This window comes from Actinoplanes sp. NPDC023936 (genome assembly GCF_040639325.1).
In the GTDB taxonomy this organism is placed as follows: domain Bacteria; phylum Actinomycetota; class Actinomycetes; order Mycobacteriales; family Micromonosporaceae; genus Actinoplanes.
This window is the reverse complement of the sequence record NZ_JBEZZR010000003.1, coordinates 172,443-197,781: the sequence shown is the minus strand read 5'-3', so window position 1 is coordinate 197,781 and position 25,339 is coordinate 172,443. Positions and strand designations below refer to the sequence as shown.

Below are 25,339 nucleotides of genomic sequence, written 5' to 3'. Positions count from 1 at the left end.
GATCCGCTACGTGCCGGCGCCGGCAAAGGCCCGCCAACCTGTCCGGCGCGCTTAACCGTGCCGGCTATCGGCGGAGACGACCCAGTGTCGGCCTTTGCCCGGTGAATGTTCCCGGTCAACGTTCTAGCTGCGCCGGAAGGCGTAGCTGCGGCCACCGGCAGCGCCGGCGGCGCGCCCCGCGCGGTCCCGGCCGGACCGGTCGCGGGCGGCCTGACGGGGATCCCGGGCGCCGTGATGCGCGATCTCCGAGGAGTGGTCGCCCTCGTCGGCCGGCGACGGCCCCCGCTGCAGGGCGGCGGCGATGTCCTCACGGGCCAGGTCATCGAGGTTCAAAGATACAGAAAACGGCTTAGCAGGCATAAAGCGGCTCCTTGATGAACGAGGAAGAAGGCAAGCCGCAGTCGGCGCAGGACGAAGCTGTGGGCCGGCCGGGCCTGAAGAGACAGGAGGCAGCCCGCACACACGAGAGGGGGGCTGACCGGTATCCATCACAGCATGCGCCGACCCTAATCCGGCCGTCCGAGCCGCCGCAATCGATTTACTGCGCGAGCCCCGCCACCGCGGAATCGATCATCGTGGTCGCCGTCGGGAAGTCCACGAGCTGATCCCGGACCAGCCGCAGCCCGACCCGCAACGCGCCCGGCGGGACACCCCGGCTCGCCAGCACCCCCGCCGTCCACGCCACGAAGTCGGTGAAGATCGCTTCGTCGCCGACGTAGAGCGCGGCGGCCAGGAAGTCCGCGATGTGGCCGATGTCCTCGGCGGTGGCGTCGATCTGGGCCTGGTCGTAGTGGTGGGCCACCGGGTACACCGCAGGCAGCCGGTCCATCGCGCAGGTGATCAGCTGGGGCCGGGAGCGGACCAGGTGGGTGTACTCCTCGTCGCCGAGGAATGTGCCCGGGTGGTCGGCGACGTACGGCGGCGGCCAGTCGTCGGCCAGCCGGGCCACCGCCTCCTCCCCGGTGGCGGCCCACGCGTCCGCGCCGAGCCGCTGCGCGTACCGCCCGTCGGGGCCGAAGCCCCGGCCCCCGGCGATCACCGGGATCCCGGCGGCACGGCACGCGGTGATCGCGGCGTGCGCCCGGGGCAGCCGGGTCGGGATCATGCAGCTGAGCGCGACCGCGTCCGGCCCGGTCTGGTGCAGGTGGGTGATCAGATGGCGGCCGGGGACGCTGGCGCCGAGGAAGTCGACCCGCCAGCCGCCGAGACGCAGCATCTCGGCGAGCATCCGGGCGGGCAGCCCGTGCCACTCGCCGTCCACGCAGGCCAGGGTGATCCGGCCGCGGGTCGCCGGCACGTCGGTGCGGGCGCCGACGGCGGCCAGCACCCGCTCGCTCACCGCGGTGGCGGCGTGCTCCCGGGCCACACCCCACTCGTTGGACGCCCAGAGCTCACCGACCCGCCGCTGGGCCGCGCCGATCAGGTCGGCGATCACCTGCTGGGCCGGCATGCCGGAGTCCAGCAGCCGCAGCGCGAGGTCGATCGCGCCGCGCTCGTCGCCGTCGCCGATCAGCTCCAGATAGTGGTCGATCGCCACGTGGACGGCGACCCCGCTCATGACCGGGCCCGGCTTCTCCGGTCGCCGCGCCGGGCGGCGACCAGGTAGGGCGACGCGTTCGGCGCGCCGCCGCCGCGCAGGCTCAGCGGCGGCCGGGTGTGCGCGCGGACGGCCATGATGGCGATGTCGTCGCTGGGCCCGCCGTGCAGCCAGTCGGAGACCAGCTGGCGCAGCCGCTCCACCACCACCGCGCCGGGCATGCCGAGACAGCCGGCCAGATGCCGGTGCAGCCGCTCCTCGCCGAACTGCTCGTCGCCGCCGGGACCGCCGCGCGCCTCGGTGAGGCCGTCGCTGTAGAGCAGGCACAGCTCGCCCGGCGAGAGCTCGACCGTGGCCGGGGTGACGAGGGTGTCCGGGAGGACGCCGATCAGCGTCCCCCGGGTGGGCACCACGTCGACCGTACCGTCGGTGCGCAGGACCAGCGGCGGAGGGTGACCGCCGCTCGCCAGCCGGAGCCGCACCCGGCCGTGCTCCACCCGCTGGACCGAGCCGACCACCAGGGTGACGAAGCGCGAGCGGCGCCCGGACTGCAGCAGCGCCTGGTTGAGCACGGTCAGCATCGACTCGGGCGCGACGTCGACCAGCCGCAGCGCGCGCAGCGTCTGGCGCACCTTGCCGGTCAGCACCGCGGCTTCCGGGCCGGTGCCGCAGACGTCGCCGAGCGCGATCACCGTGTCGCTGCCGCCGGGCGGCGGCCCGAGCACGTCGTAGAAGTCGCCGCCGACCCCCAGCGAGTCACGGGCGGCCTGGTAGGAGGCGGCCAGCTCGAACCCGTCCGGCTGGGGCAGCTCGGGCGGCAGCAGGTCGGCTTGCAGGACCGCGGTGGTGTCGACCTGCTCCTGGTAGAGCATGGCGGCGGCGAGCGCGGCGCCGGCCCGCGCCGCGAAGACCCGCGCGAGCAGCTCGTCGCCGGGGTCGAACGCCCCCTGCGGCCCGAGCCGGGCCAGGATCAGCGCGCCGGCCGTCTCGGCGTTGCCGGGCAGCGGCGTGACGAGCAGCGCGCCGACCGGCCCGAGATCGGCCGGGAAGAGCCAGCCGGGCGTCTGGCCGGGGTCGAGCCAGCGGCTCGGGATCGGCGGGAACCCGTCGAGCGCCTCGGAGAGGCCCGGCACCTCGGTGAGCATCCGCGCCGCGAGCGTGCCCTCCTCGGGCGCGTGGCCGGGGGAGAGGCGGATCCAGGAGCACTGCCCGCCGGTCCCGGCGGGCAGGACCACGATGGCGGCGTCGGCCAGGTGGGCCACCGCCAGCTCCGCCGTGGTACGCGCACAGCGCCGCACATGCAGTGACGCGGAGAGCCGCTGTCCCGCCTCGGCGAGGAACGCCGCCCGGGACCGCTCCACCTCCAGCGCCGCGGCGTGCTGGGTCTCCTCGGTGTGGTCGCGCAGGAACCAGGCGTCGTGGCCGTCGTCCAGCCGGCGCCGCATCCCGTAGACCTGACGCCCGCCGATCGTGGCCCGGACCGAGTCACCGGTGAACGTGACGGCCCGGCCCGGGGTCAGCCCGGGCACCAGGTCGCGCGCCGCGGCGTTGGCGAACAGCACGATGCCGTCCGCGGCGGTGCAGAGCACCACGCCCTCGGCCGCGGCGTCCAGGGCCGCCCGGATCAGGACCGGGGCCGGAATCTGCAGCGATTCGCCGGTTCCGGCCGGCGTGAGCGCTGTCATCCATCCCTCCCGTTCTCTCCCCGTTGAGCCTTCAGGATCGACCCCAGCCTACGTGCTTTCCTGCTCAGTCCTTCAGGTCGACCACGATCGGGGCATGATCGGAGGGCCCTTTGCCCTTGCGTGCCTCCCGGTCCACCAGGGCATCCTCGACCCGCCCGGCGACGTCGGCGCTCGCGTAGACGAGGTCGATCCGCATGCCCTTGTTCTGATGGAACATACCGGCGCGGTAGTCCCAGTAGGTGAAGGGGTGATCACCCTTGAGCGGGCGGGCCGGCACGTCGGTGAGACCCAGCGCCCGCAGCTCGGCCAGGGCGGCGCGTTCCGGCGGCGTCACGTGGGTCGAGCCGGCGAAGACCCCGATGTCCCAGACGTCCGCGTCGGTCGGCGCCACGTTGTAGTCGCCGGCCACCACGACCGGCCCGGCCGCGAGGTCCGGCACGAGCGCGGTGCGCAGCGCGGCCAGCCACTGCAGCTTGTACGCGTAGTGCGGGTCGTCCGGGGTGCGCCCGTTCGGCACGTACACCGACATGAACCGGACGCCGCCGCAGACCGCGCTGATCGCCCGGGCCTCGGCGACGCCGCCGAACTGCGGCTCACCCGTGAAGCCGCGGCGCACGCCGTCCAGGCCGATCCGGGAGAGCAGGGCGACGCCGTTCCAGCGGCCCTGCCCGTACGCCGCCGTCTGGTACCCCAGCTCGGCGACCTCGCCGGCCGGGAACCCGTCGTCGGCGACCTTGGTCTCCTGGAGGCAGACGACGTCCGGGGCGGTGGTGCCGAGCCAGTCGAGCAGGCGGGGAAGGCGGGCCTTGACCGAGTTGACGTTCCAGGTGGCGAAGCGCATCCACCCAGCCTGCCCTATTCGAGCGTGCGCCCGCGCGTCGCGGTGAACAGAGCGGCGGCGAGCCCGGCCATCAGCACGAGCAGCAACACAGCGAGCATGTCCCCTCCTCTGCGACCGAAGGATGCGACCGGCAGGCGCGACCGAAGGATGCGACCGGCAGGCGCGACCGGCGGATCCGGCCGGCAGGCGCGACCGGAAGATCGGCAGTGACCTGGCGCACATCAGATTTCCGCAGGCGAATAATGCCGGAGTTGCCCGCACGGCACCAGTCCTCCTGACAGGTTTGTCATCGGAAGAGCATCTGCCGACGCAGCATCTGCCAACGACGGGGGAGATCATGGAAGTGCGCGTGGTGCCGGAGTTGCCGGCGGACATGTCCGACGATGCCTGGGAGTTCTACCAGGACACCTTCGCCGACCTCGCGATCCTCGCGGTCAACCGGCACCTGATGTACCGGAGCGAGTTCGACGACCTGATGGCCGACAAGCGCGCCGACAAGTACGTGGCGGTCGACGCCGACGGCGGCATCGTCGGGCTCGGCGTGATGACCAACGAGCTGGACGCGGTGTCGCTGATCTCGGCGGACTACTTCGAGTACCACTGGCCCGACCTGTTCGAGCAGCGCCGCCTCTTCTACGTGGTCTTCGTCGGCGCCAAGGCGGGCGCCCGGGGCACCGGCGTCTTCATCAGCCTGCTGCGGTCGATGTACACCGCGATCGGCGCGGCCGACGGCAAGGTGTTCGTCGACATCTGCGCCTACAACGAGGAGCGCAACTCGCTGCCCCGGATGATCTCGATGATCCTGGGCCGGGTCGCCGGGCGGGCGCAGCCGACCCGCCTGGACTCCCAGTCGTTCTGGATGTACGAGTTCCCGCCGCCCGGCGCCCCGGTCCGGCCGGAGCGCCGCACCGGGTTCCGCGAGCGCGGCGACCTGCCGGAGCGTCGCGGCGGGGCGCGCTGATCCTCACTCCAGCCGGCGGTGCCGGCCGTACAGGGCCGCCATCGCCGGCATCTCCGGTGTGGCGATCGCGGCGTGGTGCCACCGTTCGGCGAACTCCGCGGCCGGCACCGCCGCGCCCCAGAGCCAGCCCTGACCGTTGACCACGCCGATCGCGTAGAGGGCCTCGCGCTGCAGCGGGGTCTCCACGCCCTCGGCGATCACGCTGAGGCCGAGCGCGTGGCTCATCGCCACCACGGCCCGGACGATCTCGTCGTCCTCCGCGTTCGCGCCGAGGCCGATCACGAACGAGCGGTCGATCTTGACGCCGGTGACCGGGAAGCGGCGCAGGTAGCCGAGCGCCGAGAAGCCGGTGCCGAAGTCGTCGATGAGCAGCTTGACGCCGAGCTCGCGCAGCTCGAACAGGACCCGCGCGGTGACGCTGGAGCCGTCCACCATCACCGACTCGGTCATCTCCAGGGCGACGCAGTGCGCCGGAACCCCGTACCGGAGCATCTCGCCCGAGACGATCAGCGGCAGCTCCGGCTCGCTGAGCTGGCGCGGTGACACGTTGATGGAGAGGTAGAAGTCCTCGCTGACGACGCCCTCGGACCGCCACACGCCGAGCTGGCGCAGCGCCTCCTGACGGACCCAGGTGCCGATGCTGCCGATCAGGCCGGCGTCCTCGGCGATCGGGATGAACGTCATCGGCGGGATCGCGCCGCGCTCCGGGTGCTCCCAGCGGACCAGCGCCTCGGCGCCGACCGGGATGCCGGTCTCCAGCCGGACCAGCGGCTGGTAGTGCACGCGCAGCTGGTCCTCGGCGAGCGCCTGGCGCAGCGCCACCTCCAGCTCGATCCGCTCCCGGACCTGGTCGTGCATCGAGGTGTCGAAGATGGAGGAGCGGCCCGGCCCCTCGCTCTTCGCGCGGTACATCGCGGTGTCCGCGTCGCGCATCAGCGCCTCGGCGGTGACCGCGGCGCGGGCGGCGTCGCCGGCGGCGTGCGAGATGCCGATCGACGCGCTGATCACCACCTCGGTGTCGCGGACCGGGAACGGCCGGGCGAAGCAACCGCGGATGTCGTCCACCAGGTGCAGGGCGCCGCCCTTCTCGCCGACGTAGGCGAGCAGGAACTCGTCGCCGCCGACGCGGGCCACCGGGACGCCGGCCGCCACCGCCGCGCGCAGCCGCCGGCCGACCTCGATGACCAGCTGGTCGCCGGTGTCGTGCCCCCAGGAGTCGTTGACCCACTTGAAGCCGTCCAGGTCGAGCATGTAGACCCAGACCCGGTCGTGGCCCTCCGGGTCGACGACGGTGACCAGCCGTTCGATCTCGGCCGAGATGGAGACCCGGTTCGGCAGCGAGGTGAGCGGGTCGTGGGTGGCCTGGTGCTCGGAGCGCAGCTGGGCGGCGACCTGGGCCTCCACCGCGGAGGTGGCCCGGAACAGCAGCAGTGTGAAGATGGCCGCGCCGATCACGGCGACCAGGATCCGCGCCTCGGGCTCGCGGGTCCGGTTGGTCAGCAGCATCACCGAGGGCAGCAGCAGGGCGGGAGCGAGCATGGTGAGGCGCTGCCAGCCCCACTCCTGGACCGGCGCCTTCGCGGCCCGGCTCAGCTCGACCACCGAGGGGTGCAGAGCGGCGACGCCGAGAGACGTGTAGGCGAGCAGGAACGGCACGTTGAACAGCGGCGAGGCGTAGATCTGCCCGCTCACCCCGACGATCGCGTACGCGGCGTCGCCGACGAACATCATCACCATCGTGGCGGTCAGCGCGACGAGACTGAGCGGCCACGCCTTCGCGGTGAAGGTCAGGTTGATGATCAGCAGCAGGATCATCACGTCGAACAGCGGGTAGGTCCCCTGGATCACCGAGAGCACGGCGGAGCGCCCCGGGACCGCCGCGGCGGGCAGGGCCAGGATCAGCGTCGTGGTCATGCCGACCGAGAGCGTGACGATCAGGCCGTCCAGCACGGCGTGCCGGTCGACGCTCTGCCGCTGGCGCAGCAGCATCGCGAGGAAGACCCCGAGCAGGACGTATCCGCTGAAGCTGAAGACGTCGGCGAGCAGCGGCCACGGCATGTCCCACTCGGTGACGGTGGGCCGGACCAGCACCCCGATCAGGAAGGTGATCGCGGCCGTGCCCATCAGCAGCCAGGCGATCCGCGGCTCGGCGCCCCAGCGGCGCGGGCCGAAGAAGCAGGCCGCGAGGGTCCCGATGCCGAGCAGGATGAAGCTGATGTTGCTGATCAGCGTGTCGGGATAGATGGTGTAGAGCGCCGTGGCGAGGAGGCCGAAGGCGGCCATCACCTGCCAGAGCCGCCGGACGATCAGGGGCGGGAGTGCGGGTTGCACCGGGCATTCCTCCCGAAGAGCACCGGGCGTTCCTCCCGAAGACCAATGTTGGGATCAACGGTAGCAATCCGGGCTATTCGCCAACCGAGGTTTGCTGAACTGCCGGCGGCGCCGCAGACCCCGCCGGGAGGCCGTGCGCGAAGACCACCGGGCAGCCGCCGCGGCGCAGCACTTCGCCGGCGACCGAGCCGATCCGCCGGGCGCCGCCCGCGCCGCGCGGGCCGAGCACCAGCAGCCCGGCCCGGCGGGTGGCCCGGATCAGGGTGGCCGCCGGCGGGCCGACCAGGATCCGGCGCTGCTCGGCGGGCACCGCGGCGAGCAACCGGTCCGCCGCCTCCCGCCGGCCGGCCGCGCCGATCACGTGCACCACGCGCAGCGGGCAGCCGCGCAGCGCCGCCTCCTCGATCGCGAACCGCAGCCCCAGCAGGGAGAACTCCGAGCCGTCGACGGCCGCGACCACCGGTCCGGTCGGCGGCCGCTGGCCGCGGGCCAGGGCCACCGGGCACCAGGAGCGCGGCACCAGGTCGTCCACCACCGAGCCGGCGCCCAGCCGGTCCAGCCCGTCGCCGCCGACCACCAGCAGGTCCGCGGCGCGGCTCTGCGCGATCAGCACGCGTGCGGGTGGTCCATCCAGCAGTTGTCCCCGCGCGTCGAGGCCGGGTGTGGAACGCTGGGCGAAAGCGACCGCCTCCTCGACGAGGCGGGAGGCGGCCCCACGAGCCGAGGCGTAACCGGTGCCCGGATCGGCCCAGGTGAAAGCATGGACGACTTTCAGCACGCACCCGCGGGAGATGGCCTCCCGCGCGGCCAGCCGGACCGCGGCGCGAGCGGGCGCGGTGCCGTCGACGCCTACCACGACAGGATCTGGCATCGGTCCTCCCGTAACAAAGCCGCAATATACCGACCATTGTCTATGGTGCAACGGCCCATACGTACTGGTGACCAATGCCTCAACAGATGGCTACCTGATGACCCATTCAGGTTGAGGGTTTACGGTGAACGGCAAAATCTTTGGGACATCTGCCGGTGAAGTGAGGGAAATACATGACGGATGTCAAGCTCGACCACCCTGGTGGCCAGCTGTCGATGTCGGTGCGCGAGGCCGTCGACGGGCCGGGCGGCATCGACGTCAGTGCTCTGCTTAAGGAGACCGGCTTCGTCACCCTCGACCAGGGGTTCGTGAACACGGCGTCGACGACGTCGGCGATCACGTACATCGACGGTGACCAGGGCATCCTGCGGTACCGGGGTTACCCGATCGAGCAGCTGGCGGAGAAGTCCACCTTCCTGGAGGTGTCCTATCTGCTCATGAACGGCGAGCTGCCGAACGCCGCCGAGCTGCGGGACTTCGCGGACAAGATCCGCGTGCACACGCTCCTGCAGGAGGAGATGCGCACGTTCTTCTCCAGCTTCCCGCGGGACGCGCACCCGATGTCGGTGCTCTCCTCGGCGGTCACCGCGCTCTCGACCTTCTACCAGGACTCGCTCGACCCGCTCGACTCCGAGCAGGTTGATATCTCCGCAATCCGCCTGATGGCGAAACTTCCGACGATTGCGGCGTACGCCTACAAGAAGTCGATCGGCCACCCGCTGCCGTACCCGGACAACTCGCTGGACTACGTCGAGAACTTCCTGCGGCTCACGTTCGGTCTGCCCACGCTGCCCTACGACGTGGACCCGAAGGTCGCCAAGATCCTCGACATGCTCTTCATCCTGCACGCCGACCACGAGCAGAACTGCTCCACGTCGTCGGTGCGGCTGGTCGGCTCCGCGCAGGCGAACCTGTTCGCCTCGATCTCGGCCGGCATCAACGCGCTCTCCGGCCCGCTGCACGGCGGGGCGAACGCGGCGGTGCTGGAGATGCTGGAGCAGATCCGCAAGGACGGCGGAGACGTCAACTCGTTCGTCACGCGAGTGAAGAACAAGGAAAAGGGCGTCAAGCTCATGGGCTTCGGCCACCGGGTCTACAAGAACTACGACCCGCGCGCCGCGATCGTGAAGAAGGCCGCCCAGGAGATGCTCTCCAAGCTGGAGACGCCGGACCCGCTGCTGGAGATCGCGTTCAAGCTGGAGGAGATCGCCCTCTCCGACGAGTACTTCGTCTCCCGCAAGCTCTACCCGAACGTCGACTTCTACACCGGCCTGATCTACAAGGCCATGGGCTTCCCGACCAAGATGTTCACGGTGCTCTTCGCGATCGGCCGCCTGCCCGGCTGGATCGCCCAGTGGCGCGAGATGATGACCGACCCGGCCAACAAGATCGGCCGTCCGCGTCAGATCTACACCGGCTCCCCGGTCCGCGACTTCGTCGCGCTCGACCAGCGCTGACCCACCGAGCGACAACGCCCTGCCGGAACCTTCCGGCAGGGCGTTTTCCTTTCCGGGTACGCGTCACCCCGTCCCCAGCCGCAGCACACCCGTCCCCGAGAGTCCGCGCGGCCACCTGCCCGCGCCAGGCCGTCCGGCGCGTTTCGCTACCGGTGCCGGGTCAGGCTCCGACCGCCTTCTCCGTGCCCGGCAGCGGCTCCGGCGCCAGCCGGTCCAGTTCGGCCACCACGTCGAGCACGGCCAGCGCCGACTCCTCCACGAGCGGGCGCAGCCGCCGGTAGAGCTCCGCGTCCCCGGGCTCCGGCCGGGTGTGCCGGCTGATCGGGACCAGGGCGGCCGCCTCCGCCAGGTCGGGGAACTCGCCGAGGGCGTGCCGGGCCAGCAGGCAGGCGCCGAGCGCGGTGCCCTCCGGGGTGTCCGCGACCGCGACCGGCAGGTCGAGCGCCGAGGCCAGGATGCTCACCCACAGCTCGGACGCGGCCGCACCGCCGGTGGCCCGGATCTCGGTGAGCGGGTACCCCTCCGCGTCGAACGAGTCCCGGACCAGCGCGAGCTGCTGGCACACCCCCTCCACCGCGGCGCGGACCAGGTGCGGGCGCTTGTGCTCACGGCGCAGCCCCAGGTACGCGCCACGCAGGCCGGGACGCCACCACGGCGCCCGCTCGCCCAGCAGGTAGGGCAGGCAGAGCAGTCCCTCGCTGCCGGCCCGGACCCCGGCCGCCTCCTCCAGCAGCGCCGCGTCGCGCTCGTCGGCGTCCTCGCCCTCGGCGCCGGGCCGTTCGAAACCGGCCGCGAAACTCTCGCCGGCCCACCGGACCACCGATCCGGCGTTGTTCACCGCGCCGCCGATCACCCAGCGGTCCTCGGTCAGCGCGTAGCAGAACAGCCGCCCGGCCTCGTCGCTGGCCGGCCGGTCGACGACAGTGCGCAGCGCGCCGCTGGTGCCGAGTGAGACGGCCGCGATACCGGCCGGGGTGGCGCCGACGCCGAGGTTGGCGAGCGGCCCGTCGGCCGCCCCGATGATCAGCGGGACACCCGCGTCGAGCCCGGCCGCCCGCGCCACCTCCGGCCGCAGCCGCAGCCGGGCCGTCGTGGGCACCACGTCGGCGAGCTGCTCCGCGCGCACCCCGGCGATCCCGAGCGCCTCGTCGTCCCACTTGCGCGAGTGGATGTCGTAGAGCCCGGTGCCGGAGGCGAGCGACAGGTCCACCTGGAACGGCCCGCCGGTGAGCGCCGCGACGATCAGCTCCTTCACCCCGCCCCACCGGGGCGTGCCGTGCAGCGTGTCCCGGTCGGTCGCCTCCCACCAGGCCAGTTTGGTCAGCGGCGACATCGGGTGCACCGGGGTGCCGGTGCGCGCCTGCAGGACCTTGGCCCGCCCGGCCGCGACGATCTGCTCGCACTGCTCGGCCGAGCGCCCGTCCGCCCAGGTGATCAGCGGGCCGAGCGGCGCGCCGTCCGCGGACATCGGCACGAGCGCGTGCAGGAACGCGCTGAGTCCGATCGCGATCACCCGGTCGCCGTGCTCCCGGCACTCGGCGGCGACGTCGGTGAGCGCCTTCACCGCGGCGTCGACCAGCTGCGCGGGGTCGAGCTCGGCGCGACCCGGACCGGGCACCGAGAGCGGGTAGTGCACGCTGGTCAGCGCGCGTATCTCCCCGCGCGGCCCGGCGGCGACGCCCTTGGTGGCGGTGGTACCGGTGTCGATGCCGATCACGACGTCCATGCATGGCCTCCCTCGTCCTGCCCTTCGCCTTACCCGGCGGACATCCTTTCGTACCGGCCCGGTGGGTCGCCCGGCCCGGTGGGTCGCCCGGCCCGGTGCGTCGCCCGGCCCGGGGCGCCGCCCGCCGTCGCCTCCGCTGACCCGGCGCCCGGGGATTGGCACGGCGGCCAGCGAAAGATTCGGCCCCGGTCGTGCAACCCTGCCGTCGGGCGGCGGTGTCGTACCCATGTCATCGTCAGCGCGGACCGGAAGGACGGCTCTTGACCCGGGGGGACGATCGGGAATTCCACGAGTTCGTGGAGGCCCGGATGGATCGGTGGCGGCGCTCCGCGTACCTGATGTGTCAGGACTGGCACACCGCCGACGACCTCGTGTCCATCGCGGTCACCAAGGTGTACCGGCACTGGCGTGACGTGCGCCGGGCGGACAACCCGGAGGCGTACGCACAGAAGATCCTCACCCGCAGCTGGCTCAACGAGCGCCGCCGTCCGTGGCGGCGGGAGTGGCCCGCGGAGCGGCTGCCGGACCGGCCGGACGCCGTGCCGGACCGGGTCACCGACCGGGAGTCGCTGGGCCGCCTGCTGCAGTCGCTCGGCCCGCGTCAGCGTGCCGTGCTGATCCTGCGGTTCTACTACGACTACTCCGCCGAGCAGACCGCCGAGATGTTGCAGGTGTCCGTCGGGACGGTGAAGAGCCAGACCGCGCGCGGCCTGCGGACGCTCCGGCTGAGTGCGGACTCGCTACGTGGGTGAGGAGGGAGGAGGGAGACCATGGGCAAGCAGCTCTTCGACGAGGTGATCGGCACCCCGCCGCCCAGCCGGGTGGACGTGGCGGCGATCGTGCGCCGGGAGCGGCACCGCCGGACGGCGCTGCGCGCCGCGGGCGCCGCCACCGCGGTCCTCGCCGTCGTCGTGTCGGCCGGCATGCTGCAGCAGGTGCGCGGCCCGCAGAGCGAAGCGCCGCAGGCGCAGGCCTCGTCATCGGTGGTCACGCCGCACGGCTTCCGGCTGGCGGCGGAGGACCGCCGCTCGGCCGAGGCGACCGCCGCCACCCTGCGCGGGGTGCTGGACGAGGCGGTGCACCGCGTCGTCCCGCAGGCCACCTGGTTCCGGCAGGACGTCGACGGTCATCCGCCGGCCGACGGTGAGCCGCCGGTGCTGATCGGCAGCGAGAAGACCGCCAAGGCGGATCAGCCGTTCGCCGGCGGCACCGGGATCGCGGCGACCGGCCGGCGCGGGGTGCTCACCCTGCAGGTGCTCTCCACCCGGCCGTGCGCGGACCCGTCGAACCCCAAGTGCGCGCAGGAGAACGAGAACCCGGAGCTCGAGCAGCAGCGGCGCGACGAGTTGCTGCTGACCTGTCAGCCACCGGTCAAGGACTGCGCCGACGGCACCGGGGTGGACGGTCGTCGCTACCTGGCACAGACGGTGCCGGGCGACGGCGGCGAGGTGACCCATGAGGCACGGCTGCAGCTGGCCGATCGGCGGGTGCTGACCCTGCGGGTGAGCAACCTGGTCGCGGCCGGCGGCGGCAAGGCGGGCGTGGCGCAGGCTGGCACACCGGTGAGCCGTGACCAACTCGGTGAGGTCGCCGCCCTGGTCGGCGCACGTATTCTTCCATGATCCGGAAAGGAGTGTCGGAAATGGTTCGAAGTATTTGTGAACTTCTATGAGACGAGCCTTGTAGGCATCCGGAATCGGTGGCACAGTGACACCTGGCGCGCCAATCGGTAAAGATCGGCATGCGAGCGGGGGCTCACTTTGCAAATCTCAATACATGGGCTTACTTCTCGCCTGCCCGCGAGAAGGGGACCACGTGTCATCGAAGAGAATTTTCGGAATGGCCATGGCGGCGATGGTCGCTATTGTGGCCGGGCTCTTTGCGACGTCCGCTCCGGCGGCGGCCGCAAGCCGTAACATCGGCACCACCGGGGTTTCTGCCCGGTGTGACTCGTCGCCGTACCTGCTGTGTCTTTTCTACTCGGGGAACTTCACCGGGGCGTACTGGGGCACCAGCTCGTACGTGGCGAATCTGTCGAACTCGCGATTCCTCGCCGGCACCGGTAGCGGTGCTGGTCAGGTCGTGCGCAACAACGCGGCTTCCATGTCGTGCGACACGTCCGTCGCGGGGAACCTGTGGTGCTGGAGCTACTTCAACACCAGCCGCGGTGGCAACGTCGACTACCTGCTGCCCCAGCGTAGCGGGAACCTCTATTACACCTGGAACGACGAGGCGTCGGTCGACATCTTCTGACCCTCGTCCCGCTTGAGGCGGGGCCGGTGCTGTGCCCATTGGAGCTGGGCACAGCACCGGTGCGCCCAACCTAGCATCGAGGGAGAAACGGCCATGTCGCGATCGAGGCGACTGCGCTTCGCCATGCCCGGAATTGCCGCATTGATGCTGGCCACAGCGTTGGCCGGCTGTTCCGGGGAGCCCGACGGGGCGGACTCCGCGACGGGATCCGGCGCCGCGCCGGCCGCGGCAGGCGCGTCACTGCCCGCCGCGGACGGAGAGATCGTGCTGCCGATCGACACGTACGCGTTCACCTTCCCGCAGATGTCCCAGCTGGACCGGGCACGGCAGACCCTGGTCCGCGACTGCATGCAGCGGTTCGGCTTCACCTACCCGTTCGACCAGGCCCGGATGGAGGAGCGCGAGCGCGGCCTGGTGCTCGACTTCGGCGTCTACGGCAACAAGCGGCGGTACGGGCCGACCGACGCCGGCGACGCCGGGAAGTACGGTTACCACTCGCCGTCGGACATCGAGATCGGCAGGCCGAAGATCGATGTCGCGAAGGAGAAGGAAAACGGCTCCGCGGCTCAGCAAATGGTTCTGAGCGGACAGGGTCCGGACGGAAAATCCGCGCCCGATTCCGTCGGGGGGCAAAAAATTCCTGAGGGCGGCTGTGTCGGGGAGGCAGACACAAAGATCAGCCCGCAGAACACGCTGGGGGAAAGCGGGCCGGTCAGTCAGATAGCGCGCGATTCCTTCGACCGTTCGCTGGCCGATCCGGCGGTGACCGCGGCCTTCAAGGAATGGTCCTCCTGCATGTCCGAAAACGGTTACAACTACCCGACCCCCAAAGAGGCCGGCGGCGACTTCAAGACCGACACCCGGAAAGCCTCGGCCAAGGAGATCGCGGCGGCCAAGGCGGACGTCGCGTGCAAGGAGAAAACCGGTCTGATCCAGGCGTGGCAGGGCTTCGAGGTGGCGTACCAGAACGCCCAGATCGAGCGGAACGCCCAGGCCTTGCAGACGGCCAAGGCCGAGCGAGACGCGCAACTCAAGCGCGCCGCCGAGATCGTCGCCAAGGGCTCATGACGGCTGAGGACACGACAGTGCTGGACTCCGGCAGCGGCCCACGCCGCTCGCCGCTGGCCCGGCGGCAGCGAGTGCTCACCACGGTGGCCCTGGTCGCCGTGGTGGCCTCCACCGGCGGGCTGATCGCGGCCACCCAGATCAAGAGCCCGCAGCAGGTGGCGGCCGAGACCCGGGCGCCCACGCCGACCCTGCTCACCGCCGAGGTGGTCCGCAAGAGCCTGGACACCACGCTGGTGATGCGCGGCGAACCGGTGCGCGGCCGGGAGTACACCTTCACGCCGTCCTCGGTGGCGCGCACCGCGCACGGGGCGGGCGGCGACATCCTGGTGGTCACCGCGGTCCGTACCAAGGTGGGCGCGACGGTGAAGCCGGGCCGGGTGCTGCTGGAGGTCTCCGAGCGCCCGGTGTACGCGCTGCCCGGCGCCTTCCCGGCGTACCGCGACATGCTGCCCGGCCAGCGGGGCAAGGACATCCGGCAGTTGCAGGAGGCGCTGCGCGACCTCGGCTACCGGATCAGCGACACCCGGGGCGTCTTCGGCGCCGGCACCGAGCGGGCGGTCCGCAGGTTCTACGAGGACCGTGACTACGCCGTGCCGCTGACCACGGTGGAACCCACCGGCACCACCTCCACCGCGTCCGGCGCCAAGCCGGCCGCCGCCGAACCCGCAGCCGTGCCCGCCGCGACCAGCGCAACCGCGCCGCCCGCCGCGCCGCCTGCCGCGCCGCCTGCCGCGGCGGCCGCCGCCGTGCCCGCTGCCGCGCCGCCCGCCGTAGCCGTGCCCGCCGCCGCGCTGGTCGCGGCGGCGGGGCCGGACGCCTCCAGCCCGCCGGCGGCCGGGCCGCAGCCGTCCGGCGCGCCGCCGGTTCGCGAGTCCAGCCCGCCCGTGGCGCGGGAGAAGCCGATGGTGCCGATGTCCGAGGTGGCGTTCCTGCCGACGCTGCCGGCCCGGGTGTCCCGGCTCTCCGCCCGGGTCGGTGACACCGTCGGCCAGAACCTGCTCGGCTTCACGTCGGGCGGGCTCTCCCTGATCGGCAAGCTGGATCCCTCGTCCGGCAGCCTCGCCGAACCCGGCATGCCGGTCACGGTGCTCTCCGAGGTGAGCGGCTTCGAGGCGGAGGGCACCATCGGCTCCGTCGGCAAGCAGGTCACCAAGGACGAGGAGACGTACGTCCCGGTTCGCATCGACCGCGCCGGTGGGTGGCCCGCCGACCTGGAGGGCGACGACCTGCGGATCACCGTCACCACCGCGAGCACCGGCGGCGAGGTGCTGGCCGTGCCCGAGGCGGCGATCTCCTCGTCGGCGGACGGCCGTACCACCGTGACAGTGGTCGAGCCGGGTGGCGCCCAGCGGCAGGTGACGGTGGAGCCCGGCGTCTCCGCGGCGGGTCTGGTGGAGATCGAGCCGGTCGACGGCGGTGACCTGGAGCCGGGTGACGAGGTGGTGACCGGCCTCGACGCGGCGCCGGCCGCTCCCGAACCGGGGAAGAGCTGAATGGGGCCCACCATGCCGCCGGTGCCTGATCCCGGTCCGGACCTGACCACGCAGATCTTGGAACTCGGAGGGCCCGGCGACGTACCGGCGGCGCCGATCCTGAAGCCCGGAGAGCCCGGGCCGGAGCCGCCGCCGGTTCTCGATCTTGACGGGGTGTCCCGCGTCTATCCCGGTCCGCCGGCCGTCGCGGCGCTGCGTGCGGCGACCCTGCGGGTGACCCGTGGCGACTACCTGGCCATCGTCGGGCCCTCCGGTTCCGGCAAGTCCACGCTGCTCAACCTTCTCGGCCTGCTGGACCGGCCGACGTCGGGCACCTACCGCCTGGACGGGGTGGACGTCTCCGGCCTCGCCGAGCGGGAACGGACCGCCCTGCGCGGCGGCCGGATCGGCTTCGTCTTCCAGTCCTTCCATCTGCTGCCGCACCGGACCGCCGTGGAGAACGTGATGCTCGCTCAGGTCTACAACGGCCGTCCGCGCCGGCACCGCCGCGCCGCCGCCCTGGCCGCGCTCGGCCGGGTCGAGGTGGGCCACCGGGCGTACGCGCTGCCCACCACGATGTCCGGCGGCGAACGGCAGCGGGTCGCGATCGCCCGGGCCCTGGTGAACGAGCCGGCGATCCTGCTCTGCGACGAGCCCACCGGCAACCTCGACTCGGCCACGTCGCTGCGGCTGCTCGGGCTCTTCGACGAGCTGCACGCGGCCGGTCTCACCATCGTGGTGATCACCCACGACGCCACGGTGGCCGAGCGGGCGCGGCGCGTGGTCCGGATCGTCGACGGCCGGATGGACGAGCTGCCGGCCGGAGCGGTGCGGTGAGGCTCCGCCGGCGCCGGGCCATTCCGGAACGATCCGTCTTCCGTCTCCCCGACCTGATCGCCGAGGCGGTCGCCGGCATCCTGCAACGGCCGGCCCGCTCCGTGCTCACCACCCTCGGCACGGTTCTCGGGGTGGGCGCCTTCGTCGCCGTCCTGGGCCTGACCTCGACCGCCACCGGCCAGATCGGCAAGCACTTCGACGCGCTCGCCGAGACCACCGTGACGGTGACCGACGCGGGGGAGAGCGGCGTCAGCTTCCCCGCCGACGCCGACCAGCGGATCAACCGGCTCAACGGGGTGGTGGCGTCCGGCGTCTACTGGAACGTGCCGCTGCGCCGCCCGGTGATCGGCTCGGCGCCCGACGTGCGGGCCGAGTCGCGGGGCAACGCCGCGGACCTTCCGGTGTACGCGGCGTCGGCCGGCGCACTCGCCGCGGCCAAGCCCGCCGTGCGTACCGGCCGGCTGTTCGACGCCTTCCACGACAAGCGCGGCGAACACGTCGTGGTGCTCGGCCCGGCCGCCGCCGGCCGGCTCAACATCCACCAGCTCAGCGGCCGTCCCGCGGTCTTCATCGACGGCCGCCCGTTCACCGTCGTCGGCATCATCTCGGACACCGAGCGCCTGCCCGAGCTGCTCCTCGGCATCGTGCTGCCTCGGGCCACCGCCGAGGATCTCTATCCGGCGCCCGACCCGGCCGTGAACCCGGCCAAGATGGTGATCGAGACGCGTCTCGGCGCGGCCCAACTGATCGCCCGGCAGGCGCCGGTCGCGCTGCGCCCGGACGGCGCCGGCCTGCTCCGGGCCGTGCCGCCGCCCGACCCGCGCAGCCTGCGCGACGATGTCGACACCGAACTGTCCGGGTTGTTCCTCGCGCTCGCCGGGATCTGCCTGGTGATCGGTGCGGTGAGCATCACCAACACCACCCTGGTCGCGGTGATGGAACGGGTCGGCGAGATCGGCCTGCGCCGGGCACTGGGTGCGCGGCCCCGGCACGTGGCCGGTCAGTTCCTCACCGAGTCGACAGTGCTGGGCGCGCTCGGCGGGCTGACCGGCACGGCGCTGGGAGTGGGCGTGGTCCTCGCGGTGGCGCTCGCGCGGGAGTGGACGGTCATCCTGGACCCGGCCACCGTGCTGCCCGCCCCGGTGATCGGCGCGCTGACCGGGATGCTGGCCGGGCTCTACCCGGCGCTGCGGGCCGCCCGCACCGAACCCTCCGAGGCGCTGCGCCGCTAGCGCCGCCCGCACCGAGCCGTTCCGGACGCGGCGCCGATTGAGCTGTCGGACGCGGCGCGGGGAGGCCCGGGAGGCGCCGGAGCGACCGTCGTCACCGGTGCTCGCGTTGACGCGTACCCCGCCGGTGAGAAAGAGTGACCGGCGAGCGGTAGCGGAGGAACCCGGTGCGAGTCCGGGACGGTCCCGCCACTGTGACCGGGGAGCGACCCGCACGTCCAGCCACGGCTTCGCCATGAGGCCGGAAGGCGCGGTGATCGCCGATCCGGGAGTCAGGAGACTCCGGCCGCTCGTTCGTGACTGACGTGCGGGCGTGGACACCCGCGCAGAAGGGACCCTCGTGACAACTCCCTACCCGTTCACGGCCGTCGTCGGCCTCGATGATCTGCGCCTGGCGCTGCTGCTGACAGCGGTCTCCCCGGCGGTTGGCGGTGTGCTGGTGCGCGGCGAGAAGGGCACCGCGAAAAGCACCGTCGTGCGTGCGCTGGCCGGTCTGCTGCCGGGCATCGAGACGGTACGCGGCTGCCGGTTCGCGTGTGACCCGGACGCCCCGGATCCGGGCTGCCCGGACGGCCCGCACCCGATCGGTGGCCCCGCCGACGCCCGCCCGGCCAGCCTGGTCGAGTTGCCGGTCGGCGCCACCGAGGACCGAGTGGTGGGCACGCTGGACCTGCAGCGGGCGCTCAGCGACGGCGTGAAGGCGTACGAGCCGGGTCTGCTCGCCGCCGCGCACCGGGGCGTGCTCTACGTCGACGAGGTGAACCTGCTCCCCGACCACCTGGTCGACCTGCTGCTGGACGCCGCCGCGATGGGCCGTGCGCACGTCGAGCGTGACGGTGTGTCGGTGAAGCACGCGGCACGTTTCCTGCTGGTCGGCACGATGAACCCGGAGGAGGGCGAGCCGCGCCCGCAGCTGGTGGACCGGTTCGGCCTGGTCGTCACGGTGGCGGCGCCCCGCGACGCGGTGCAGCGGGCCGAGGTGGTGCGCCGGCGGCTGGCCTACGAGGCGGACCCGGATGGGTTCGCCGCCCGGTTCGCCGAGGCCGAGCGCGAGGTCGCCGCCCGGATCGCCGCCGCCCGCGCGCAACTGCCCAGCGTCCGGCTGCCCGACACGGAGCTGGACCGGATCGCCCGGGTCTGTCTCGCCTACGGCGTGGACGGCATGCGCGCCGACATCGTGGTGGCCCGCAGCGCTGTCGCCCTGGCCGCCTGGCACGGCCGCGACCGGGTGACCGCCGACGACGTCCGCGACGCGGCCCGGCTGGCCCTGCCGCACCGGCGGCGGACCGACCCGCTCGATCCGCCCGGCACCGACGAGGAGAAGCTCGAGCAGGCCCTCGCCGAGGCCGAGCGCCAGGCGGCCGAGCAGGACCCCGGGCCAGCTGATCACGACGGTGACGATTCGGACGGTGACGACCCGGACGGCGACGGCCCGCCCGAGGGCGGCGGGGGTGGCGCACCGCAGGGCCCGCGTGACGGCGGCGGTCCCGGGAGCCCGGCCGGCGACGACCCGGGCGGCCCAGGGGACAACGGCGCCGGGCAGCAGGCGGCGAACGACGCGGGATCCGGCTCCGGGCCGGCGGCGGACCCCGCGGGGCAGGCCGCGGACGGCTCCGGGCAACCGGGGGAGACCGGCGCCGAACAGGCCGGCAAACCCGGTGTGGCGGCCAGTGCCGGGCCGGCCTATCGCACCAGGACACTGCGCATCTCGGCCCGTGGCGAGGGGGGCCACGCCGGACGGCGCTCCCCGGCCTACGCCCGGCGCGGCCGGGTCGTCGGCAGCCGGGCTCCGGTCGGCAAGCTCGCGGGCGCGCCGCACCTGCCGGCGACGCTGCGTGCCGCGCTGGACCGGACGGGCGCGGAGGCCGCGCTCCGCCCATCCTCCGATATTTCGGAAATATCCGGAATGTTGCGGCGGCGGGTTCGCGTGGCACCACGAGATCTGCGGGAATCGGTGCATGTGGGGCGGGAGGCCAACCTCGTGCTCTTCGTCGTGGACGCGTCCGGATCGATGGCGGCCCGGAAGCGGATGACACTGGTCAAGACGGCGGTGCTGTCGCTGCTGCGGGACGCCTACCAGCGGCGGGACCGGATCGGGATGATCACGTTCCGGGGTGCGGACGCCGAGGTGGTGTTGCCGCCGACGTCCAGTCATGAGGTCGGCGTGATGCGGCTGGCGGCGCTGCGGACCGGTGGGCGGACCCCGATCGCGGCCGGGCTGCGCGCCGCGGCGGCGACCATCGCCACCGAGCGGCGGCGTGACCCGCGCCGGCGGCCGTTGCTGGTGCTGGTCACGGACGGGCGGGCCACCAGCGGCCCGGACCCGCTGCGGCTCGCGCCGGCGCTGAACGGGGTGGCGACGGTGGTCGTCGACTGCGAGTCCGGTCCGATCCGGCTCGGTCTGGCCGGGCGGCTCGCCGCCGCGCTGAAGGCCGAGCTGATGCCGCTCGAGCGGTTGCAGGCATCGGTCCTGCCGGGCCCCGGAGCGGCGCCCGCTCCGGCGGACCGCGCCTACCGCCGGGCGGCCTGAACCCCACAGCGTGTGGAGTTGGGGCGCGTTCCGCACCCGAACTCAACACGCAGGCGGGGGAGCGGGACTGCGTGTGGAGTTGGGGCGCGTTCCGCACCCGAGTTCAACACGCAGGCGGGGGGCGGGACTGCGTGTGGAGTTGGGGCGCGTTCCGCACCCGAACTCAACACGCGGGCGGGGGGCGGGACTGCGTGTGGAGTTGGGGCGCGTTCCGCACCCGAACTCAACACGCGGGGGTGGGAGCGGGACCACTGACGGTGGGTGAGGGGAGCGAGCCGGCCCGCGCCGGGTCGCTGGGTTCTCGGTGACGGCTCGGGTTGGCGGGACGGCGTCACCCGTACAAGGAAAAGGGTGGGAAAATGCCTCAAGGGAAAGTCGCCGTGACTCCGGACGACGGGCTGACCACGCGGCAGCGGCGGCGGCAGGCGGTGTTCGCCGTGCACACCGGGGCGGGCAAGGGCAAGTCGACGGCGGCGTTCGGGATGGCGCTGCGGGCGTGGAGCGCGGGGTGGCCGATCGGCGTGTTCCAGTTCGTGAAGTCGCAGAAGTGGAAGGTCGGCGAGGAGTCCGCGCTGAAGGCCCTCGACGGCGTCAACGGCACGCCGGTGACCTGGCACAAGATGGGCGAGGGGTGGTCGTGGATCCAGCGCGCCGGTACCGAGCGTGACCACGCCGCCGAGGCCGCCGAGGGCTGGGCGCAGATCAAGCGGGACCTCGCCGCGGAGAGCTACAAGTTCTACGTGCTGGACGAGTTCACCTACCCGATGAAATGGGGCTGGGTGGACGTCGCCGAGGTCATCTCCGTCATCCGGGATCGTCCCGGCACGCAGCACATCGTGATCACCGGGCGGGACGCGCATCCCGACCTGATCGCGGCGGCCGACCTGGTCACCGAGATGACCAAGGTGAAGCATCCGATGGACGCGGGGCGCAAGGGACAGCAGGGGATCGAATGGTGAACCGGGTCGTGATCGCCGCGCCCGCGTCCGGGCACGGCAAGACGACAGTGGCGACCGGGCTCCTCGCGGCGTTCCGGCAGCGCGGTCTCCGGACAGCGCCGTTCAAGGTCGGGCCGGACTACATCGACCCGGGCTATCACGCTCTCGCGGCCGGGCGCCCCGGGCGCAACCTGGACCCGGTCCTGGTCGGCGAGGACATGATCGGGCCGCTGTTCGCGCACGGGTCGGCGGGGGCCGAGATCGCGATCGTGGAAGGGGTGATGGGCCTCTACGACGGCCGGACCGGCGCCGGCGAGACCGGCTCCACCGCCCAGGTCGCGGAGTTGCTGCAAGCCCCGGTGATCCTGGTCGTGGACGCCGCCGCGCAGGGCCGGTCGGTGGCCGCGCTGGTGCACGGCTTCCGCAGCTTCGGGACGGTCCGGCTGGCCGGGGTGATCCTCAACCGGGTCGGCTCGGACCGGCACGAGCAGATCCTGCGCGACGCGTGCGAGGAGGTCGGCACGCCGGTGCTCGGTGCGTTGCGCCGCGCCGAAGCGGTCGCCGCCCCGTCCCGGCACCTCGGGCTGATCCCCGCCGCCGAGCGCCGCGCGGAGGCCCTGGCCTCGGTCGACGCGCTCGCCACGCTGATCGCCGCCTCGGTCGATCTGGACGCGGTCGCGGCGGTCGCCCGGTCCGCGCCGCCGCTTGCGGTTTCCGCGTGGACCCCGATCTCTGAGGACCCGGTTCCGGGCCGTCCGATCGTCGCGGTCGCCGGTGGCCCGGCTTTCTCCTTCGGGTACGCGGAGACGACCGAACTGCTGACCGGAGCCGGAGCCGAGGTCGTGATCGTCGACCCGTTGCGGGACGAGTCCCTGCCGGCCGGGACGCGGGCCCTCGTGGTCGGCGGCGGGTTCCCGGAGGTGTACGCGGCCGAGCTGTCGGCGAACGCCCCGCTGCGCTCCTCGGTCGCCGCGCTGGCCGCCGCCGGCGGACCGATCGCTGCCGAGTGCGCGGGGCTGCTGTGGCTGTGCGACTCGCTGGACGGCAAGCCGATGTGCGGCGTGATCGAGGCCGAGGCGGCGATGACGCCGTCGCTGACCCTGGGATACCGCGACGCCGTCGCGCTGTCGGACAGCCCGCTCGCGGCGGCCGGGACCCGGGTCACCGGGCACGAGTTCCACCGGACCGTGGTGCATCCGCGGTCCGGGGTGCTGCTGTCGCCGGCCGGCGGGGCGGCGTGGGCGTGGCGGGGCGCGGACCCGGAGGGGTTCGCCGGTCCGGGGCTGCACGCGTCGTATCTGCATCTGCACTGGGCGGGGCATCGGGGGATCGCGGAGCGGCTGGTGCGGGCGGCGGCGTGATCGCCGTGGGGGTCGGCGCCCGGTCCGGGACCGGGCCCCACGAGTTGTCAGCCGCGGTGCGGTCGGTGCTCGACGCCGCCGGGATCCCGGGGGAGCGGGTCGCGGTGCTCGCCACCGTGCATCGGCGGGACGACGTGGTGCGGATCGTGGCGTCGTCCCATGGCTGGCGATTCGTCGCGTTCACGGTGCCGGAACTCGCCGAGGTGCCGGTGCCCACTCCGAGTGTGGCGGTTGCGGCAGCGATCGGGACGCCGGGAGTAGCGGAAGCGGCGGCGCTGCTGGCGGCCGGTCCGTCGAGCGTGCTGCTGGTGCCGAAACGCATCGTCGGAACGGCGACCGTGGCGATCGCCCGGTCATCCTGTGAGCCTGATGCCTGACGGTCGACGATGGTGACGCGACCTCAACGTTGATCGCGGAGGGTCGTGCCGACCGGTCGTCCGGGCAGCCATGGCGGCCCGGACGACCAATCAGCGGGGAGTCGAGATGAACCGCATCAGATCATCGGCGCTCCCGCCAGCCGGCTTCGATCAGCACCCGGCCGACGGCGGCCGACGCCGCATCGACAGCCTGCCGTGACGGGCTCACCGGTTCCTCCGGCCGCAGCCAATGCGAGACGAACAGCCCGGTCGGCCCGTCGAACGTCAGCGGCCTGGGGAAGAGCTTCGCCACTTCGCCGGGGAGGGAACCCAGCCGCCGGGATACATAGAAGTCCTCGGGGAACGATTCCTCGCCGCCGGCAAGGACCGATGGGACCACCGTCGGTAAAAGGTCCCAGCCCACGACCCCGTACGCGGGATCGAGTTGTTCGCAGAGCCCCTGGAACAGCACCGCCACCCGGCTGCGGAAGCGGGGGTCTTCGGCGCGGTCGTCGTCGTCCCATGCCAGCGGCGGTATGTCATAGAGGCCGGCGTGGAGCAGCACGGTGACCGGGTGGCCTCCGGCGGGATCGCCACGGTCGAAAGTCACCGCCAGCCTGCCGAGATCGCTGGTGACCATCCCGATCCGGTAGGGGCGAAGGGAGGGCTCGGCAGTCGGCCATGTCGAGGACATCAGCGGCAGTTCACTGACGTACTCGAACGGCTCCGGTTCCGCCGGACCGAGCCATGCGCCGCCCGCCGGCTCGGCGCCGAGTCCGCGCAGCGCGGCGCAGGTCCGCTCCAGGGCGTCGGCGTCCGTCAGCCGATCCAGGAAAAGCCCGATCACGAGATGGGGAGATTCAGGCTGCCACTCTTCGGTCATCTCAAGCCCACCGCTCGTAGCATCTCCTCAAGTTGTCTGCCGCGAGGAAATACAACCTGGGCCAGGTACCCAGGAAATGTCCTGCGGACGTTGTGACGCAAGGGATCCCCTTCCACGCCCCACCATGGGCGGCGCTACTGGCGGCCTGCCCGTCCAGCGCGCTGATCGTGCCGAAACGTGTCCTCGGCCCGGCGTTCGGCCCAGCCGATCCCCTCCACCCCGCGGCCGACAGCGACCGATGCGGAGCGGAGGGCTTCCGGTGAGGATTTCGTGTATCCCCCCACCCGAAGCCAATGGGTGACGAACGACCCGGTCGGCGCGGCACTTGTCAGGGACGCAGGGAAGAGGCTCACCACCTCGTCGAGGACCGGGCCCAACCGGCGAGAGACATAGAAGTCGCTCGGCAGCGAGAGCGCACCCTCAAGGAGCTCCGACGGCGTCACGGTTGGGTTGACGTCGTCAACCGCCGCATAAATGGGATCAAGGTCAATGCAAAGCCGACGAAAGAGTTTCCCCAGTTCGTGTAGGTATCGCGGAGCCTCTTCCCGGTCTTCGTCGTCCCAGGATTCCTCGGGGTCGCCGTAAGGCCCCGCAGAAAGCATCACCTCCACCGAATGCCCGCCCCGGCGGTCGCCGTGGCCGAAGCCGACCCAGAGGTGGCCGAGTCCTCCGACCTCCATCCATACGCGGTACGGGCGCATGTCCGGCCGGCTGGATGGCAAGGTCGCCGCCAGCAGTGGCAGATCCGTGACCCACGAGAACGGACCCGGATCGGACGGTCCGAGCCAGACCCTTCCCGAATACCCGGCGCCGAGTTCGACGAGCTTGCGGCAGACCGCGTCAAGTGCGTCCGCATCCCGCAAGCGATCGAGCACCATTCCGATGCACATGTACGGAGGCGTCGGTTGGGGATCACTCATCTTGCTCCCACCTCACGCGATATTCGATGTCCTGAATCGGTCTGCGTCCGCCGTCGGCAGGCAGCGACCTAGAGAGCTGGACC

22 protein-coding genes and 1 riboswitch are annotated in these 25,339 nt (G+C 72.4%); of the genes, 13 read left to right on the top strand and 9 right to left on the bottom strand.

The annotated features are described in order from the left end of the window. Window positions 1–123: 123 nt before the first annotated feature. The 4 genes from AB0F72_RS05445 to AB0F72_RS05430 form a co-directional block, all read right to left on the bottom strand. A complete protein-coding gene (locus AB0F72_RS05445; RefSeq protein ID WP_360425537.1) occupies window positions 124–333 on the bottom strand; it encodes a hypothetical protein in 210 nt (69 codons plus the stop codon). A 205-nt stretch (window positions 334–538) separates the two neighbouring features. Continuing rightward, a complete protein-coding gene (locus AB0F72_RS05440) occupies window positions 539–1,558 on the bottom strand; it encodes a cobalamin-dependent protein (protein ID WP_360425533.1) in 1,020 nt (339 codons plus the stop codon). Then, complete coding sequence (locus tag AB0F72_RS05435; RefSeq protein WP_360425531.1) at window positions 1,555–3,222, bottom strand: PP2C family protein-serine/threonine phosphatase; 1,668 nt, start codon at window positions 3,220–3,222, stop codon at window positions 1,555–1,557. The genes AB0F72_RS05440 and AB0F72_RS05435 overlap by 4 nt, the downstream gene beginning before the upstream one ends. Window positions 3,223–3,286: 64 nt before the next feature. Beyond that, window positions 3,287–4,063 carry an exodeoxyribonuclease III gene (locus AB0F72_RS05430; RefSeq protein ID WP_360425528.1) on the bottom strand — a complete coding sequence of 259 codons (777 nt, stop codon included), beginning with the start codon at window positions 4,061–4,063 and terminating at the stop codon, window positions 3,287–3,289. A gap of 337 nt (window positions 4,064–4,400) precedes the next feature. Between AB0F72_RS05430 and AB0F72_RS05425 the strand changes: the two genes are divergently transcribed. Beyond that, window positions 4,401–5,024 (top strand): hypothetical protein, encoded by a 624-nt coding sequence (locus tag AB0F72_RS05425; RefSeq protein WP_360425525.1) that lies wholly within the window; start codon window positions 4,401–4,403, stop codon window positions 5,022–5,024. A 3-nt stretch (window positions 5,025–5,027) separates the two neighbouring features. Here the strand turns inward: AB0F72_RS05425 and AB0F72_RS05420 are convergent, their stop codons facing one another. Together AB0F72_RS05420 and AB0F72_RS05415 are read right to left on the bottom strand one after the other, a co-directional pair. Next, window positions 5,028–7,355, bottom strand: a complete 2,328-nt coding sequence (locus tag AB0F72_RS05420) for a bifunctional diguanylate cyclase/phosphodiesterase (RefSeq protein WP_360425522.1) — start codon at window positions 7,353–7,355, stop codon at window positions 5,028–5,030. A gap of 73 nt (window positions 7,356–7,428) precedes the next feature. Next, window positions 7,429–8,226 carry a universal stress protein gene (locus AB0F72_RS05415; protein WP_360425520.1) on the bottom strand — a complete coding sequence of 266 codons (798 nt, stop codon included), beginning with the start codon at window positions 8,224–8,226 and terminating at the stop codon, window positions 7,429–7,431. A 173-nt stretch (window positions 8,227–8,399) separates the two neighbouring features. Here AB0F72_RS05415 and AB0F72_RS05410 point away from each other — a divergent pair, with 173 nt between their 5' ends. Next, window positions 8,400–9,683 (top strand): citrate synthase, encoded by a 1,284-nt coding sequence (locus AB0F72_RS05410; protein WP_360425517.1) that lies wholly within the window; start codon window positions 8,400–8,402, stop codon window positions 9,681–9,683. A 160-nt stretch (window positions 9,684–9,843) separates the two neighbouring features. Here AB0F72_RS05410 and AB0F72_RS05405 read toward each other — a convergent pair whose 3' ends face one another. After that, complete coding sequence (locus AB0F72_RS05405) at window positions 9,844–11,409, bottom strand: gluconokinase (protein WP_360425514.1); 1,566 nt, start codon at window positions 11,407–11,409, stop codon at window positions 9,844–9,846. A 260-nt stretch (window positions 11,410–11,669) separates the two neighbouring features. Between AB0F72_RS05405 and AB0F72_RS05400 the strand changes: the two genes are divergently transcribed. From AB0F72_RS05400 to AB0F72_RS05350, 11 genes are all read left to right on the top strand, one after another. Then, complete coding sequence (locus AB0F72_RS05400; RefSeq protein ID WP_360425511.1) at window positions 11,670–12,161, top strand: SigE family RNA polymerase sigma factor; 492 nt, start codon at window positions 11,670–11,672, stop codon at window positions 12,159–12,161. 18 nt (window positions 12,162–12,179) lie between these two features. Then, the gene (locus AB0F72_RS05395; RefSeq protein WP_360425508.1) at window positions 12,180–13,031 is read left to right on the top strand and encodes a hypothetical protein; all 852 of its coding nucleotides are present in this window, start codon (window positions 12,180–12,182) and stop codon (window positions 13,029–13,031) included. 217 nt (window positions 13,032–13,248) lie between these two features. Next, on the top strand, window positions 13,249–13,662 hold the full coding sequence (locus AB0F72_RS05390) for a hypothetical protein (protein ID WP_360425505.1): 414 nt from the start codon (window positions 13,249–13,251) through the stop codon (window positions 13,660–13,662). Between the two features lie 93 nt (window positions 13,663–13,755). Beyond that, the gene (locus tag AB0F72_RS05385) at window positions 13,756–14,730 is read left to right on the top strand and encodes a hypothetical protein (RefSeq protein ID WP_360425502.1); all 975 of its coding nucleotides are present in this window, start codon (window positions 13,756–13,758) and stop codon (window positions 14,728–14,730) included. Then, window positions 14,727–16,223 (top strand): peptidoglycan-binding protein, encoded by a 1,497-nt coding sequence (locus tag AB0F72_RS05380; protein ID WP_360425499.1) that lies wholly within the window; start codon window positions 14,727–14,729, stop codon window positions 16,221–16,223. The genes AB0F72_RS05385 and AB0F72_RS05380 overlap by 4 nt, the downstream gene beginning before the upstream one ends. A 96-nt stretch (window positions 16,224–16,319) precedes the next feature. Then, entirely contained in the window at window positions 16,320–17,039 is a 720-nt protein-coding gene (locus AB0F72_RS05375; RefSeq protein ID WP_360426050.1) for an ABC transporter ATP-binding protein, read from the top strand. Beyond that, the gene (locus AB0F72_RS05370) at window positions 17,036–18,271 is read left to right on the top strand and encodes an ABC transporter permease (RefSeq protein ID WP_360425497.1); all 1,236 of its coding nucleotides are present in this window, start codon (window positions 17,036–17,038) and stop codon (window positions 18,269–18,271) included. The genes AB0F72_RS05375 and AB0F72_RS05370 overlap by 4 nt, the downstream gene beginning before the upstream one ends. Before the next feature lie 154 nt (window positions 18,272–18,425). Further along, a riboswitch (cobalamin riboswitch) is annotated at window positions 18,426–18,551 on the top strand. Between the two features lie 57 nt (window positions 18,552–18,608). Then, window positions 18,609–20,798 carry a VWA domain-containing protein gene (locus AB0F72_RS05365; protein WP_360425494.1) on the top strand — a complete coding sequence of 730 codons (2,190 nt, stop codon included), beginning with the start codon at window positions 18,609–18,611 and terminating at the stop codon, window positions 20,796–20,798. Window positions 20,799–21,157: 359 nt separating this feature from the next. After that, window positions 21,158–21,757, top strand: a complete 600-nt coding sequence (gene cobO / locus AB0F72_RS05360) for a cob(I)yrinic acid a,c-diamide adenosyltransferase (RefSeq protein ID WP_360425491.1) — start codon at window positions 21,158–21,160, stop codon at window positions 21,755–21,757. Further along, a complete protein-coding gene (locus AB0F72_RS05355; RefSeq protein WP_360425488.1) occupies window positions 21,751–23,097 on the top strand; it encodes a cobyrinate a,c-diamide synthase in 1,347 nt (448 codons plus the stop codon). Before cobO ends, AB0F72_RS05355 begins: the two co-directional genes overlap by 7 nt. Then, window positions 23,094–23,474, top strand: a complete 381-nt coding sequence (locus tag AB0F72_RS05350) for a cobalamin biosynthesis protein (protein ID WP_360425486.1) — start codon at window positions 23,094–23,096, stop codon at window positions 23,472–23,474. Before AB0F72_RS05355 ends, AB0F72_RS05350 begins: the two co-directional genes overlap by 4 nt. A 121-nt stretch (window positions 23,475–23,595) precedes the next feature. On the opposite strand, the gene AB0F72_RS05345 is transcribed toward AB0F72_RS05350, so the two are convergent. Both AB0F72_RS05345 and AB0F72_RS05340 read right to left on the bottom strand, forming a co-directional pair. Further along, window positions 23,596–24,336, bottom strand: a complete 741-nt coding sequence (locus AB0F72_RS05345) for a hypothetical protein (protein ID WP_360425483.1) — start codon at window positions 24,334–24,336, stop codon at window positions 23,596–23,598. Window positions 24,337–24,470: 134 nt separating this feature from the next. Further along, window positions 24,471–25,256 (bottom strand): hypothetical protein, encoded by a 786-nt coding sequence (locus tag AB0F72_RS05340; RefSeq protein WP_360426068.1) that lies wholly within the window; start codon window positions 25,254–25,256, stop codon window positions 24,471–24,473. Window positions 25,257–25,339: the final 83 nt, after the last annotated feature.

Bases quoted from the DNA above. Each gene is read 5' to 3' on its own strand.
- AB0F72_RS05440 (WP_360425533.1), bottom strand. From the start codon at position 1,558: ATGAGCGGGGTCGCCGTCCACGTGGCGATCGACCACTATCTGGAGCTG.
- AB0F72_RS05435 (WP_360425531.1), bottom strand. From the start codon at position 3,222: ATGACAGCGCTCACGCCGGCCGGAACCGGCGAATCGCTGCAGATTCCG.
- AB0F72_RS05430 (WP_360425528.1), bottom strand. From the start codon at position 4,063: ATGCGCTTCGCCACCTGGAACGTCAACTCGGTCAAGGCCCGCCTTCCC.
- AB0F72_RS05425 (WP_360425525.1), top strand. From the start codon at position 4,401: ATGGAAGTGCGCGTGGTGCCGGAGTTGCCGGCGGACATGTCCGACGAT.
- AB0F72_RS05415 (WP_360425520.1), bottom strand. From the start codon at position 8,226: ATGCCAGATCCTGTCGTGGTAGGCGTCGACGGCACCGCGCCCGCTCGC.
- AB0F72_RS05410 (WP_360425517.1), top strand. From the start codon at position 8,400: ATGACGGATGTCAAGCTCGACCACCCTGGTGGCCAGCTGTCGATGTCG.
- AB0F72_RS05405 (WP_360425514.1), bottom strand. From the start codon at position 11,409: ATGGACGTCGTGATCGGCATCGACACCGGTACCACCGCCACCAAGGGC.
- AB0F72_RS05395 (WP_360425508.1), top strand. From the start codon at position 12,180: ATGGGCAAGCAGCTCTTCGACGAGGTGATCGGCACCCCGCCGCCCAGC.
- AB0F72_RS05390 (WP_360425505.1), top strand. From the start codon at position 13,249: ATGGCCATGGCGGCGATGGTCGCTATTGTGGCCGGGCTCTTTGCGACG.
- AB0F72_RS05385 (WP_360425502.1), top strand. From the start codon at position 13,756: ATGTCGCGATCGAGGCGACTGCGCTTCGCCATGCCCGGAATTGCCGCA.
- AB0F72_RS05380 (WP_360425499.1), top strand. From the start codon at position 14,727: ATGACGGCTGAGGACACGACAGTGCTGGACTCCGGCAGCGGCCCACGC.
- cobO (WP_360425491.1), top strand. From the start codon at position 21,158: ATGCCTCAAGGGAAAGTCGCCGTGACTCCGGACGACGGGCTGACCACG.
- AB0F72_RS05355 (WP_360425488.1), top strand. From the start codon at position 21,751: ATGGTGAACCGGGTCGTGATCGCCGCGCCCGCGTCCGGGCACGGCAAG.
- AB0F72_RS05345 (WP_360425483.1), bottom strand. From the start codon at position 24,336: ATGACCGAAGAGTGGCAGCCTGAATCTCCCCATCTCGTGATCGGGCTT.
- AB0F72_RS05340 (WP_360426068.1), bottom strand. From the start codon at position 25,256: ATGAGTGATCCCCAACCGACGCCTCCGTACATGTGCATCGGAATGGTG.